The sequence below is a fragment of the Pseudocolwellia sp. AS88 genome (assembly GCF_030551755.1).
Taxonomy (GTDB): domain Bacteria; phylum Pseudomonadota; class Gammaproteobacteria; order Enterobacterales; family Alteromonadaceae; genus Pseudocolwellia.
On sequence record NZ_JAUPEC010000012.1, the window covers coordinates 26,764 to 40,148 of the forward strand.

The following is a 13,385-nucleotide window of genomic DNA, read 5'->3' on the forward strand; positions in this document are numbered from 1 at the left end:
ATTTAAGCTGAATTAAATAAGGGGTGTGATCCAGTTTGCTATAAATTTACTAGGTATTAGGTGGAAATGATTTATAAATGTTTATTAATAGCGACTAAGCTAGGTTTTTGAGCATGTCTAAGTTAATTGGTTTTAACAGGGCTTGGTCGATTGAGAAATCTAATAAAACTTTTGCTGAAATATCGTTACCACTAATAATAGTAATTTTACTCGCAGGCGATAGCTCTCGTATTTCTTTAGATAGCTCTAATCCATTAGCGTCGGGTAAATTAATGTCTAACAATATACGATCATAACTTGGGCTGCTGGCGTTGTTTATTCCATTACTTAAAAGAGATAATGCTTCAGCAGCGCTATGAGCTAGTGTCGTTTCGATGCTCAGGCTATTAAGCAAAAGAGCAGTTATTTGAGCTGCATCTTTATCGTCTTCAATAATAAGGAAGTGTTTCGCTTCTTGCTTTGGTGTTTTTACGATTTGCTGTTTTGATTGTAGTGTAGTTTGCTCCGTTGATTTGCTAACGTCTTGTTTATTTAAGCAGCGTGATAGGACTTGATACAGACCATGTTTGTCGACAGGCTTAGCTACTACATCGTTAAAGCCCAAACTTTTAAGTTCTGTTTGTACTCCTTTCATGGTGGCGGCGGTAACCGCTATTATTGGAGTGGTTATGCCCATTTCTCTTAATTGTAAAATAGCGCGTTTGCCATCTAATACAGGCATATGAATATCCATCAAAATGGCATCGAATGGATTAGCTTGTTGTTGAGCTTCAACTATTTTGGTGATGGCGTGTTCGCCATTGATGGCAAAAGAGGTTTCTAAATCAAATGAGCCACAAATAAAGCCCATAAGGATTCTAATATCTTTTATATCATCAACAATTAATACATGACCTGCTAATGAAGGCAGGCTTTGTAGCATCGGGCTGGTATTAACTCGGTTAAAAGCTAATGGTTCGATACAGGTGTTTGATAAGTCACCTAGATCTAGGCTGATAATAAACTTACTACCTACGTTTACTTCAGACTCAACTCTGATGGTGCCATTCATTTGTTTTAATAGTTCACAACAAATGGCTAGCCCTAAACCTGCGCCTTCTTCGTTGCGCGAAACTATATCTTCTACTTGTTCAAATGGCTTAAATATAGTGCTTAATAAGTGTTTAGGAATACCAATGCCAGTATCGGTAATTGTGCAATGTAGTGTGTTTTTAGGTGAACTTTCGTTATTGGTTTCTAGCCAAATATCAATGTTGACTTGGCCTTTGTCGGTAAACTTTATTGCGTTATGGATCAGGTTAATAAATACCTGTCGAAGTCTTAATTCATCAGCATTAATATTTAGTGGTAAGGCTGTTTTAGCGTTAATGTTTAGTTCTATGCCTTTGTCTTCTGCCGCTACAGATAATAATGCATACAAGTCCACTATAAAGCTGTCTAAGGCGATAGTTGAGTAGTTAAGCTCTAGTTTGTCAGCCGCTATTTTAGATAAGTCTAATACGTTATTAAGTAGCCCTAATAAGTGTTTGCCATTATTTAAAATGGTGTTTAATTCTGACTGTATGTGGGCATTGTCTTTATTAAATAAGAGCAGCTCGGTATAACCTAAAATAGAGGTTAAAGGTGTACGCAATTCATGACTAAGGTGTGCAACAAACTTATCTTTTGAGCGGTTTCTTGTTTCAGCTTTAATACGCTCTAGTCGTTCATTTTCAATCTCTTTTCGCGAAAGAGCGTAACGAATAGCACGGTGGAAGCGATTGGTATTTAGTTCAGACTTTACTACGTAATCAACAGCACCAGCATCTAGCGCATCGTTATCAAGTTGATTGTCTGACTGACCCGTTAGCATAATAATAGGTATGCCACAGCCTTCACTAATCGCTTGCTTTAATACTGTTAAACCATTAATTGAGCCAAGTTGGTAATCTAATAAACAGATGTCGTGCTTGTTTTGTTTAAGTAACTCAAGTGCTTCAGTAGAGCTATCAGTCCATTGAATATCGAACTCGTAGTTAGACACTTGCTGAAGATAATCACTTGTCAGTATGTAATCATCTTCGTCATCTTCTACTAATAAAACACTTTTAACCGCACTAGACATAACTTAAGTATTACCCTTTGGCTGAGGTTAATCTAAATTTAGATTATACCAAACGGGTTAATTTATTGAGCAACTTAGAGCTACATTAGCAAGCTTAGAACAAGCAAAATTGATTAAACATAGTTATTCTATATTTCTTCAATTTTGTGATGTTATCAGTTTGCTAATGAGCTCCCCAAGGGCGAGAATTTAAAAGCTTATATGCCGCGTTATTGATTTTGACAAGGGAATAACCATTCTCTTCAATCAATGCCTCGCCTACATGGATGTAGGTGCTTAGGTTCAGTCTGGAACTATGAACCTGTGCCTCTAAGCCTTTTAATTCTCGCTAAGTGAGCAATAAATTAATCCGTTTGGTATTACTTATCTTCAGAATCTGGAAACTCTACAAATTCTATCCAATATTTTCCTAAGGTTTTCATTAAATCCACTAAACCTTCAAAGTTTACTGGCTTGGTGATGTATGAGGCTGCACCTAAGTTGTAGCCTTTTACTTTATCTTCTTCTTGTTTTGATGTGGTTAAGATAACAACAGGAATGCCTTTAAGATCAGGATTGGCTTTAATCTCTTTAAGGGCTTCGCGACCATCTTTACGTGGCATGTTTAAATCTAACAAAATTAAGTTAGGGCGCGGCGATTTTGTTTTATCTTGATATTTACCTTCGCGATTTAAATATTCAAGTAACTCTACACCGTCTTCTACACAATAAAGTGTATTAAGCACGCGGCTTTCGGTTAGGGCATCTTGTGTTAATAGTCTGTCGTCTTCATCGTCGTCAGCTATTAATATAGTGATTGCATTCGTGTTCATTAAAATTACCTTAACCGGTTGTTGTATATATAAAGTTGTGTGGGATTTTTATAATGAATTCAGACCCTAAGTCGGTTTCACTTTTTACTGAAATTTCACCACCATGGCGTTCAACAATACGTCGACATACGGCAAGCCCAATACCTGTTCCTTTGTATTGAGTACGGGCATGTAAGCGTTGAAACGGAATAAATATTTTGTCTTCAAATTCTTGTGAAAATCCAATGCCGTTGTCTTTAACTTTTATTTCGTACCATAAGCTATCTGTTTTAAGAACGTTATCGAAAATTGTTTCTTCTTTGTAACTAATGTTGATCACAGGCGAAGTATCAGGTTTTCTAAATTTAATAGCGTTACTTAATAAGTTTAAAAAAAGCTGATTAAGTTGTGTGATGTCGCCATTAATTTGAGGTAATGGGTCTGCTTTAATAACCGCAGAACTTTCTTCTATTGCAACTTCTAAATCGCCTATTACATCAACTAAAACTTGATCGAGAGACACTTCAACAAACTCTTTGCCGCGTGTGTTAATGCGCGAATATTCTAATAGGTCGCTGATTAAGTTAGACATACGTTCGGCAGCATTGTACATGCGCTTTAGATAGTCTTGACCGGTTGGATCTATGTCGGCAGCGTAGCTTGTCATTAACCGGTCACCAAAAGCTCTAATTTTTCTTAAAGGTTCTTGCAGATCATGAGAGGCAACAAAAGCAAAGTCTTCTAACTCACGGTTACTGCGAGAAAGCTCTTCTGAATAAAGGGTCAATTCTTTAGTTCTTAGCTTTACTTCATCAACAAGTTTGAGGTTTTGTGCTTCTAAAGAATCTTTGTATTGTTGTTCAGCTTTATTATTAACTCGGACTAAAACCCATAAACCTAATAACAGTAAAAAACTGGTGATAGCTGAAATACTGAAGGTGAATTTAGCTTCTTTTTCAATAAGTTCTAATTTTTTATAAAGATGATTACGGTGTTTAATTTCGGCACCTTGCAACTCATCAAAATGCTGTTTTATTTCGTTGTAGAAGTTTTTTCCGCGCCCGGTCATCATGGCTTTAAGGGCTTTCTTTTCTTGATCGCCTAAGGCTAATTCAACGGTAAAGCTAAGCTCTATTAATTTTTGCTCAACTAAGCTGAGTAATTCAATTTGCTTGCTTTCAAGGCCCACCATATCAAGGCGGAGTTTTTTAACCTCTTTGATTTGGTTCATAACTAACGAGATGGCTTCTTGGTAAGGTGCTAGATATTCTTCATTTTCAGTGAGTAAATAACCTCGTTGTCCTGTTTCTGCAGATAGTACAAGAATGTGTAACTTGTCGAGGGATAAGATAACTTCACCCGTATTGGTTAAGCCTTTTTGTGTTTTAGCTAATTCGTCAACCGTTTTGATTGCTAGGCTGACATTAATAAAAATAACAGCCGTAACAATAATATAAACTAACGCCCACGATACTTTTCTGTTATTGAATAATCGTTCGATGGTTGACATTAAATGACTCGTTTATTTATTTGAAATTTGTTCCAAGAATTGACTACATTCTTGGCATGAATTAATGATCTTAGTTGCAGCTTCTAGCGCTTTTTCTCGCGGCATATCATTTTCAAGCACTAGTTTAATAAGTTCAGCTTGCATAGATATTCTGTTTAAAGGCGCGCGAGCATCATGTATCAATTCATTAATGTTTTTTGATGCTGGATCTTGGATATTAGCACCGCTATTGTTTTCATTATTTTGTGTCGCACTCATATTGATTACCTATTTATTCTTTAAATTCGCCATAAGCGTGCAGACGGTTGTAAAGGGTTTTGGTACTAATACCTAGCATTTCTGCAGCTAATGATTTGTTTCCATCAACGTCTGCAAGGGTAACTTTTATTAGTTCTTTTTCAACATCTTCTATTGTTTGACCTGCAGCCAAGCTATGTTTTTTATCTGAAACCGATGAGAAAGGTGAACGAAAATCTTTTGGCAATTCTATCGATGTTGATTGTGGTTCAGACATAATAAATGCGCGATGAATGGTGTGGCGTAATTCACGTACATTACCAGGCCAATCGTAATCTACTAAGCGTTGAAGTTGCACTGCAGCCCATTGGTAGTTACGTTCATACTCGTCATTCAGTTCATTTAAAAAGGTATTAGCTAATAAAGGAATGTCTTCTTTACGTTCGCGCAGCGCTGGAATTGAAATAGGGAAAACGGCAAGGCGGAAGTAGATATCTTCACGTAAACATTTCTTTTCAGCGATTTCGGCTACAGAGCGGTTTGAGGCAGAAATAACTCGACAATTAACGTCGATTTCTTTAGTGCCACCTACCGGTGTTACTTTTTTGTTTTCAAGCACACGTAATAAGTTAGGCTGCATATCGATGGGCATTTCAGTCACTTCATCTAAAAATAAAGTACCGTTGCCAGCGAGTTGGAATACACCTTCTTTTTTTGCGATAGCGCCGGTAAATGCGCCTTTTTCATGACCAAATAATTCACTCACAATTAAGTCTTTAGTCATAGCTCCACAGTTAGTGGCAACGAGTTTATGCTGACTATTGTTAGCTTTGTTGGTGGCGTGATGTATGGCTTGCGCAACAACTTCTTTACCAACGCCGCTTTCTCCCATCAACATTACATTGGCTTGGGTAAGAGCTACACGCTCTATCATGGTGTAAAGCTCTTGCATGGCTGGCGACTCACCAATTAAACAATCAAAATGTTTATTTGGCATTGAAGCTTTATTTTTTTTACCTGAAACGGGTTTAGCTTTTTGGTTTAACGCTTGTTCTAAATCTTCACGCTGTAAAGGCTTAGCGATGTAACCTATTTTAGGTCCACATAAGCTAGTTAACATGCCTTTAACTAAAGGATGTCCGGTAATTAGGGTAATGTAAGGCGTTTTTTCTTGTTTGTTGATGTGATCAATTAAATGTAAGCCGCTGCCATCAGGTAACATAAAATCTAGAAATATATGATCGAATTCATTGTGCTCAAGAACTTGATAAGCATCTTGTAAAGAGTTGGCTGTTAAAACATCGTGACCAAGAAATTCAATAATATGACAAGCGACGCCTGTAAATTCTTCGTCATCATCTACTAATAATATATTTAACACGGTTATCCTTCACTCTTTAGGGCTAAGTAACATTGGATACTTAGTTTATATTGATTGTTAGTTCTTTTGTTTGTATTCGTGTGTAATTGAATAACTAAACATTGAGTATGCGTTGTAAATGTTGATCTTGGCAATTGTAGATGATTTAAGATGAAACCTCACTATTGATAAGAGTTTGAGAAGAATAAACATATTCTTTCAACAGAACTTAATCTTGTTGCACTCTTTTTTACCTATACGTTGGTTTAACTATTCTGGATCACAATTAAAATAAAGAATTGTGTTGAGAACTTTTATTTCAAGAGTTTAGGGTTTTATTTTGTTCTTGAATAATCATTAACGAGCTAGCCAACCACCATCAACCGCTAAAACATGACCATTAACATAATCGCTGGCTGAACTGGCTAAGAAAGTAACCGCGCCAACGAGCTGTTCTGGCTCTCCCCATTTTCCAGCGGGTATTCTTTTTTCAATATCAGCATTGCGCTCTGGGTTATCTTGCAGGGCTTGAGTATTGTCTGTACGAAAATATCCTGGCGCTATGGCATTAACTTGAATGTTTTTGCTAGCCCATTCATTAGCTAACGCTTTGGTTATACCAACAACAGCATGTTTACTGGCTGTGTAAGCAGGAACTGTAATACCGCCGGTGTAAGACAACATAGAAGCAATGTTAATGATTTTGCCTGCTTGTTTCTCTAGCATTTTTATTCCAACCAATTGGCAGATTTGAAAAACTGAATTTAAATTCACATCAATCACTTTTTGCCACTCGTTTAACGGGTATTTGTCTGCCGGATATCGAGAAATTGTACCGCCGTTGTTTACTAAAATATCAATGGTGCCTGTAAACTCAAATGCAGCGTTAACCATAGAGTTAACTGCATCCTGATCTGATAAGTCCGCACTTACGGAAAAAGATTTTCCGCCAATGTTTTTGATCATGTTTTCAGTTTCTAGCGTGCCATTTTCTTTTGAGCTACTGCAAATAATAGTGGCACCAGCTTTAGCCAAACCTACTGCTATGGCTTGCCCTAAACCTCTACTTGCACCTGTTACAAGAGCGGTTTTTCCTACCAACGAAAACAATGATAAATCAGGGGTATTCATTTTTATAATTCCATAGTATTGATTGTGAGTTTTATAAGGGGTGATGACTTTATGTTACACACTGAAAACTTGTTTACCGCCAATATAGGTTTGTGTCACATGCAAATCATCAGTTAAAACAATCCAATCAGCATCATAGCCCTCACTTAACTGACCTTTGGTATTTTGCAATTCAACAAACTTGGCAGGGGTTGATGAAGCTATTTGTAAGGTTTGATCTAACGGAGTATCAAGGTTGGTTACAGTATTTCGCACTGCTGTTGCCATGTCTAACGCTGAGCCTGCTAAGCGACCGCCTTCAATCGTTAATTTGTTACCTGTTCTAGAAATTTCCATACCTGCGAAAGTTAACAAGGTTTGGTTGCTACCGACATGAGACATAGCATCGGTAACTAACATGATCTTCTCGCTGGTTTTACACTTTATGGCAAGCTGACAGCTCACTTTATCAACGTGTTCGTGATCAACAATAAGCCCACAATAAGCTTCATCTCTTAATAAAGCAGCTCCCACCATACCTGCGGCGCGGCTAGTGAGTGGCGACATTGCGTTATATAAATGAGTGAAGCCTGTAGCTCCTGCATCTATAGCCGCAAGGGTTTGTTCAACACTGGCATTTGAATGGCCTAAACAGATTTTTACACCTGAACTAACCAGTTCTTTTATAACATCACATGAAACATTTTCTGGCGCTAAGGTGACACAAACAACACCTAAGTCTTTACGTTTAAATAAAGCTAATTCTTTCTCAGATATGGGGCGTATATGAGATTCAGGGTGTATGCCTTTTTTAGGCGAACTTAAATGTGGACCTTCAAAATGAATACCGATGATGCCAGGGATTTTATTTGTTAAAGCTAATGCAACAGCATTTGCCGCTAATGTCATCGTTGCCAAGTTATCAGTAATTAGTGTTGGCAACATAGCTGTTGTACCAAAGGTTTGATGAGCACGACTCATGGTTTCTAACGTGGCTAAATTCGGCTCATTATTAAATAACTTACCGCCGCCACCGTTGACTTGAACATCAATAAATCCAGGTGCAACTAAGCCTGAGAGCAAGGTGTCGGCTTCATCCGCTGTGCCTTGTTCCACTGAAACAATTTTCTGATTTTTTACCGTAATGACTTGGTTACTTTTAAAGACCAATCCATCAAATAAACGTTGTGCAAAGTAGCGCATGTTTTTACCCTAATACTTTGAATATAAAATAGCCCCTTGTTCAGGGCTTCCTAAGGGGCTTTGAATTTGTGCTTTAAGCTCAGGATCTAAATACGGTGTGATACTGTCGGTAAGACCACCGATTAATGAGAACCTTGCTGGCTTCAACTTGAATAGCTGCTTGCTTAGTTTGTTAATGTAATCGGCAGCGTCTTCTACTAAGGCTTTAGCAAAAGGTTCTTCTTGTTTAGCTAGAGAAAATATCAAAGGCGCAAGTGTGGCAAAAAAGTGTGGTTTAGCGCCTAATGTTAAGGTGACTAATTGATGCGCTGTTGAGCAGCCTAAAAATGCCATAACATCATCAGTAAATTTATCTCGGTTTTTGATGCCATCAAGTGCTTCTAAAGTATGCGTTACTGCCATCTTTCCTAACCAAGCGCCACTGGCTTTATCGCCAACGGCAAAACCATGACCACCTAATTCAAATTGTTGCTCACGTTTTATGGCAACACCTGAAGAGCCTGTTCCAATAATTATTATCGCACCATCATCTATTTGGTGTGCGCCTAAACAAGCTATGTATAGGTCGGTCGTTATATTGGTGTTGGCAAAGGGCAGTGATTTAGCTTTGAATTCGGTCATCACTTCAGGAATATTCAAGCCTGCTAAACCTATACCTGCATGAATATCTTGTGGTGTTAAATTGGCGATGCCTGATTCCGCAATCACTTTGTCAGTAGCTTCTAAAATAGAATGAATAGAACCATTAAGATCACCCGCAGCATTTGCAGGTCCAGCAAATGTTTCCGCTAATACATTGCCTTGAGCATCTTCTAAACGTGCTTTGCACTTTGTGCCTCCGCCATCGATACCTATAAAGTATTTTTGAGGATTATTCACCTATTGCTCCTAGCGTTATTGTTGATTTCTGACGGTTTATTATGAGTTCAGGCTACTTACAGTTTGACTCTAAAAAGTCGATTGTGGTGGTAATAAGTTCTTCACGAGATGAGTTAAAACTGTGGTCGTCGCTGATCAACTTATAAGAAATTTTACTGTTTTTAGTGCTACGTAATGCTTTTAATAACGGCGTGATATGCGACTCCATAGGGATAACAGCGGTATCGGCTGGGATAAGCAATACAGGTCTGCCGTTTAACGAATTTACTCGACGCACTAAGTTAAGGGCTTTGGCGTTTTCTTTTAGCTCGGTTAGAGCTTTTTCGCCAGACCATCCTTCTAACATAAACAAGGTGTCGCTGTATTCTTCCCAAGGAATTGTTGTTGCAGGGTCCGCTGCTATGCCCAGATCATTAACGCCTAAGTTAGCTCCATCGTAAGCGACCGCACAACTGACTTCTGGGTTGTCTAGTATGCCAGCTATCGACAAATGACCACCCATGCTATGACCTACAAGTGATATGGATTTTTCATCAATACGTAATTTATCAGCGTTGTTTTTCATGTATTTCAAAACACTTTGCACATCAGTCTCAGCATTTAAAAAAGAGAATTCACCTTCGCTACCCCAGGCACCTCGGTAATGAAAAAACACAACGTTCCAACCTTTACTTCTTAAGGCTTGGGCAACATCTAAATTCTTTTCGTTTCCAGGGTAGCCATGTAATAACAATACGCTTGGGTGAGGTCCTTTACCTGCGGCTTTGTAAATAAAACCTGACATTTTCTTACCGTTAGACTCAAAAGTTAGTTCTTCTGAACTTGCTGCATATTCACCATGAGATTTTGCGTGACTTAGGTTTGATAAGCCCAGTACAGCTAACATGCAGAGCAAATATAGTTTTGAAAAACGTTTCATGAACTTACCTTTTATATTTTGGGATAGTTAACATTAAGAGACTGAATTATTGCATTCTATGTTATTAAAAAACATGTGATTTTAGTTTAAGTTCAACTAAAGTCTCATTGATAGTCTTGATAAAGATTGAGATTATAGTGTGAACCAATATTTACCAAGTCATTTTATTCTATATCTACATCTACAAATAGTTGAATAAAACCAAGATACAATTGATAGCGGTCAATAAACACTTTTTTAATAAGCGCATACTTTAGACATAATTAAGCTTTCAGGTGTTAGCATAGGCTAAAATGAAAGATGATAACGCGATAGCTAAACACATAGATTTCAGCCAAGGAAACGTTATGACGAAACAACATGAGTCAGCTGATAGTAATAAACAAACCATTAAATGGGGCGATTATCTCAAGTCGGGTAATCGTATATTTATAGGGTCGAATGCCGCAGTTCCTAACGCATTAATAGATGACTTAATTGCCAATAGCCAAGGTTTCCACGATATTGAAACGGTGCACATGTTAACTTTGTCTGAAAACGTGTGGGCAAAACCAGAGCATAAAGACTTATTTAAAGTAAATAGCTTGTTTATCGGTGGTAAGAATATTCGTGAAGCTATTGCAGAAGGGCGTGGCGACTATACGCCATGTTTTATTTCTGACGTTCCACGTTTATTTAACGAAAATGTATTACCGCTGGATGTAGCGTTAATTATGGTAAGTCCACCAGATGAATATGGTTACTGCTCTCTTGGTGTGAGTGTTGACATTGTTTCATCTGCATTGAAATCTGCTAAGTATGTTATTGCACAAATAAATTCAAAAATGCCACGTACCAATGGTCATAGCTTTGTTCATGTAAACCAAATTCATGCCTCTATTCATGTTGACCAAGCTATTCCTGAAATTATGCCACCTGAAATGGATCAACGTACTGAGCAAATTGGTCAGTACGTTTCTATGTTGGTTGAAAATGGCGCCACCTTGCAGATAGGTATAGGTAAAATCCCCGAAGCGGTATTAACCTATTTAGGTAACCATAAAGATTTAGGGGTACACAGCGAAATGATCTCTGACGGTTTGATTGATTTAATGCTTAAAGGCGTGATCAATAACCGTAAGAAAACTTATCATAAAGGTAAGTCTGTCGCGACTTTCTGTATTGGCAGCCAAAAGGTTTACGACTATGTTGATGGTAATCCTCATATAGAATTTTATCCATCAGAGCATGTTAACTCGCCCGTCAAAATTGCCAGAAATGACAATATGATTTCTATTAATAGTGCGATTGAAGTGGACTTAACTGGGCAGGTGGTTTCAGATTCAATTGGCTATCAGTTTTATAGTGGTATTGGTGGGCAAGTAGATTTTGTGCGTGGCGCTTCGTTAAGCAACGGCGGCAAACCGATTATCGCGCTACCTTCAACCACTAAAGACGGCAAGATTTCCCGTATTGTTGCTCATATAACTGAGGGCGGTGGGGTGGTTACGTCTCGTGGTCATGTCTCGTATGTAGTAACAGAATTCGGTATTGCGTCGTTACGTGGCAAAAGTATACGAGAACGTGCTTTAGAGCTTATTCGTATTGCGCATCCTAAATTTAGAGATCAACTACTTAATGATGTACGTAAACATTACTGGGTGCCTGAATATCAAGAAACTTCACCAAGCTCGGTGCCTGAATTAGGTTCAATCGAGATGAAGCATTTCATCTTCGATAAAATGAAATATATATTGCGTCCATTAGCTCCAGCAGATGAACGTAAGCTGCAAGAGTTCTTTTATTCTCATAATAAAGAAACTTTAATGATGCGTTATAACCATCACGTGACTCAGATGACACGAGAAAAATCTTGTAACTTGGTGAGTGTTAATCAGCATACTGACTTAGCTTTATGTTTCACCAAAAAAGATGCGTTAGGTGAAGCTATTTACGCTGTTGCTCGATACTATTATCTTGAAACCATTAATAGTGGCGAAGTCGCTTTTGTGATTAAAGAAAGCTTACGCGGCTTAGGTATGGCGAGTACTTTATTGGGCGAGATTATTGCCATTGCCAAAATTCGTAAACTAAACAGTTTAGTTGCTTGTGTACGACGCGATAATGCTTCTATGTTAAAAGTATTTGAGAGAGCAGGATTTATTCGTCAACCAAGTGAAGATTTTGATGAAGTAAGTTTAGAACTGCCACTACAAGAAAAATAGGGATTACCATGACTGTTGGAATAATAGGACATTATCACTGTGCTGAGCACGACATGGGCGAGCACCACCCAGAAAATGGCAAACGATTAGATGCTATATCTGATCAACTTATCCGCAGTGGTTTGGAATATGTTATTAGGCAGTTTGACTCTAAACCTATAGAGAAAAGCTTATTTGCATTAGCACATACTCAAGATCACATAGACTTTGTTTATGATAATGCACCACAGGCTGGCGAAGGACACTTTACAACGGGTCCTGATGCGGTGATGAACGATAAAACCCTCACTTCTATTTTATATTCTGCTGGCGCTGCAGTAGATGCTGTGGATTTGGTGATGGATAAAAAGTTAAGAGCCGCGTTTTGTTTAACAAGGCCGCCCGGTCATCATGCCACGCGCAATAAAAGCATGGGTTTTTGCTTTTTTAATAATGTAGCAATTGCTGCTGCTTATGCAAAACAGAAATATGGCTTAAAGCGTGTTGCTATTGTGGATTTTGATGTTCATCACGGTAATGGTACGGAAGATATTATAACGAATCATTTTAATGCGACGGCAGCAGACGATAAAGGTTATTTGTTTTGCTCAAGCTATGAATATCCCCTTTATCCTTTTGAAGTAACAGAAAGCGACACGCCACCTATTATCAATGTACCTTTAGCCGCGACAACGAAAGGTCCAGAGTTTCGAGAAAAATTAGCAGAACATTGGTTACCTGCACTACATAAATTTAAGCCAGAGATGATTTTCATTTCTGCTGGTTTTGACGCACATATTGAAGACGAAATGTCGCAAGTTAGTTTAACAGAAGCCGATTATCGCTGGATAACGGATGAAGTTAGAGCTATCGCTAATCAATATAGTGAAGGGCGCATTGTGTCTGTACTTGAAGGTGGATATGCACCCAGCGCACTAGGCAGAAGTGTAGTGGCGCATATTAATGGTTTAATTGGCGGTTAATTTAAGTCAGCTGTTTAATGTTCAAAACTATTCGGTTAATCAAATTAAAGTAAAGTTTAAATAACCAATAATATAAGTTATTAAGGCAGTAGTGGTATAATTCTCT

General features: G+C 38.1%; 11 protein-coding genes. 2 read left to right on the plus strand and 9 right to left on the minus strand.

The features are described from left to right. Positions 1 to 94 precede the first annotated feature (94 nt). The 9 genes from Q5N69_RS10130 to Q5N69_RS10170 all read right to left on the minus strand — a co-directional run bounded on the left by Q5N69_RS10130 (position 95) and on the right by Q5N69_RS10170 (position 10,113). Positions 95 to 2,104, minus strand: a complete 2,010-nt coding sequence (locus Q5N69_RS10130; RefSeq protein ID WP_304368795.1) for a response regulator — start codon at positions 2,102 to 2,104, stop codon at positions 95 to 97. A gap of 359 nt (positions 2,105 to 2,463) precedes the next feature. Further along, complete coding sequence (locus Q5N69_RS10135) at positions 2,464 to 2,916, minus strand: response regulator (RefSeq protein WP_304368796.1); 453 nt, start codon at positions 2,914 to 2,916, stop codon at positions 2,464 to 2,466. A 10-nt stretch (positions 2,917 to 2,926) separates the two neighbouring features. Beyond that, positions 2,927 to 4,405 carry an ATP-binding protein gene (locus tag Q5N69_RS10140; protein WP_304368797.1) on the minus strand — a complete coding sequence of 493 codons (1,479 nt, stop codon included), beginning with the start codon at positions 4,403 to 4,405 and terminating at the stop codon, positions 2,927 to 2,929. A gap of 12 nt (positions 4,406 to 4,417) precedes the next feature. Then, on the minus strand, positions 4,418 to 4,663 hold the full coding sequence (locus Q5N69_RS10145) for a histidine kinase (RefSeq protein ID WP_304368799.1): 246 nt from the start codon (positions 4,661 to 4,663) through the stop codon (positions 4,418 to 4,420). Between the two features lie 13 nt (positions 4,664 to 4,676). Beyond that, on the minus strand, positions 4,677 to 6,023 hold the full coding sequence (locus Q5N69_RS10150) for a sigma-54 dependent transcriptional regulator (RefSeq protein WP_304368800.1): 1,347 nt from the start codon (positions 6,021 to 6,023) through the stop codon (positions 4,677 to 4,679). Between the two features lie 336 nt (positions 6,024 to 6,359). Further along, complete coding sequence (kduD, locus tag Q5N69_RS10155) at positions 6,360 to 7,133, minus strand: 2-dehydro-3-deoxy-D-gluconate 5-dehydrogenase KduD (RefSeq protein ID WP_304368801.1); 774 nt, start codon at positions 7,131 to 7,133, stop codon at positions 6,360 to 6,362. 54 nt (positions 7,134 to 7,187) lie between these two features. Continuing rightward, positions 7,188 to 8,315, minus strand: coding sequence for an N-acetylglucosamine-6-phosphate deacetylase (gene nagA / locus Q5N69_RS10160; RefSeq protein WP_304368802.1), 1,128 nt, complete (start codon positions 8,313 to 8,315; stop codon positions 7,188 to 7,190). A gap of 9 nt (positions 8,316 to 8,324) precedes the next feature. Next, positions 8,325 to 9,194, minus strand: a complete 870-nt coding sequence (locus Q5N69_RS10165; protein ID WP_304368803.1) for a BadF/BadG/BcrA/BcrD ATPase family protein — start codon at positions 9,192 to 9,194, stop codon at positions 8,325 to 8,327. A gap of 52 nt (positions 9,195 to 9,246) precedes the next feature. After that, positions 9,247 to 10,113 (minus strand): S9 family peptidase, encoded by an 867-nt coding sequence (locus Q5N69_RS10170; protein ID WP_304368804.1) that lies wholly within the window; start codon positions 10,111 to 10,113, stop codon positions 9,247 to 9,249. 347 nt (positions 10,114 to 10,460) lie between these two features. Here Q5N69_RS10170 and Q5N69_RS10175 point away from each other — a divergent pair, with 347 nt between their 5' ends. Beyond that, positions 10,461 to 12,317: a bifunctional acetyl-CoA hydrolase/transferase family protein/GNAT family N-acetyltransferase gene (locus Q5N69_RS10175; RefSeq protein ID WP_304368805.1), complete on the plus strand. Its 1,857-nt coding sequence runs from the start codon at positions 10,461 to 10,463 to the stop codon at positions 12,315 to 12,317. A gap of 8 nt (positions 12,318 to 12,325) precedes the next feature. Continuing rightward, a complete protein-coding gene (locus tag Q5N69_RS10180; protein WP_304368806.1) occupies positions 12,326 to 13,279 on the plus strand; it encodes a histone deacetylase family protein in 954 nt (317 codons plus the stop codon). The last annotated feature ends 106 nt before the right edge of the window (positions 13,280 to 13,385 follow it).

What these genes read in the sequence shown, in the direction of transcription:
- Q5N69_RS10130 (WP_304368795.1), bottom strand. Translation starts at nt 2,104, where the DNA reads ATGTCTAGTGCGGTTAAAAGTGTTTTATTAGTAGAAGATGACGAAGAT.
- Q5N69_RS10135 (WP_304368796.1), bottom strand. Translation starts at nt 2,916, where the DNA reads ATGAACACGAATGCAATCACTATATTAATAGCTGACGACGATGAAGAC.
- Q5N69_RS10140 (WP_304368797.1), bottom strand. Translation starts at nt 4,405, where the DNA reads ATGTCAACCATCGAACGATTATTCAATAACAGAAAAGTATCGTGGGCG.
- Q5N69_RS10145 (WP_304368799.1), bottom strand. Translation starts at nt 4,663, where the DNA reads ATGAGTGCGACACAAAATAATGAAAACAATAGCGGTGCTAATATCCAA.
- kduD (WP_304368801.1), bottom strand. Translation starts at nt 7,133, where the DNA reads ATGAATACCCCTGATTTATCATTGTTTTCGTTGGTAGGAAAAACCGCT.
- nagA (WP_304368802.1), bottom strand. Translation starts at nt 8,315, where the DNA reads ATGCGCTACTTTGCACAACGTTTATTTGATGGATTGGTCTTTAAAAGT.
- Q5N69_RS10170 (WP_304368804.1), bottom strand. Translation starts at nt 10,113, where the DNA reads ATGAAACGTTTTTCAAAACTATATTTGCTCTGCATGTTAGCTGTACTG.
- Q5N69_RS10175 (WP_304368805.1), top strand. Translation starts at nt 10,461, where the DNA reads ATGACGAAACAACATGAGTCAGCTGATAGTAATAAACAAACCATTAAA.
- Q5N69_RS10180 (WP_304368806.1), top strand. Translation starts at nt 12,326, where the DNA reads ATGACTGTTGGAATAATAGGACATTATCACTGTGCTGAGCACGACATG.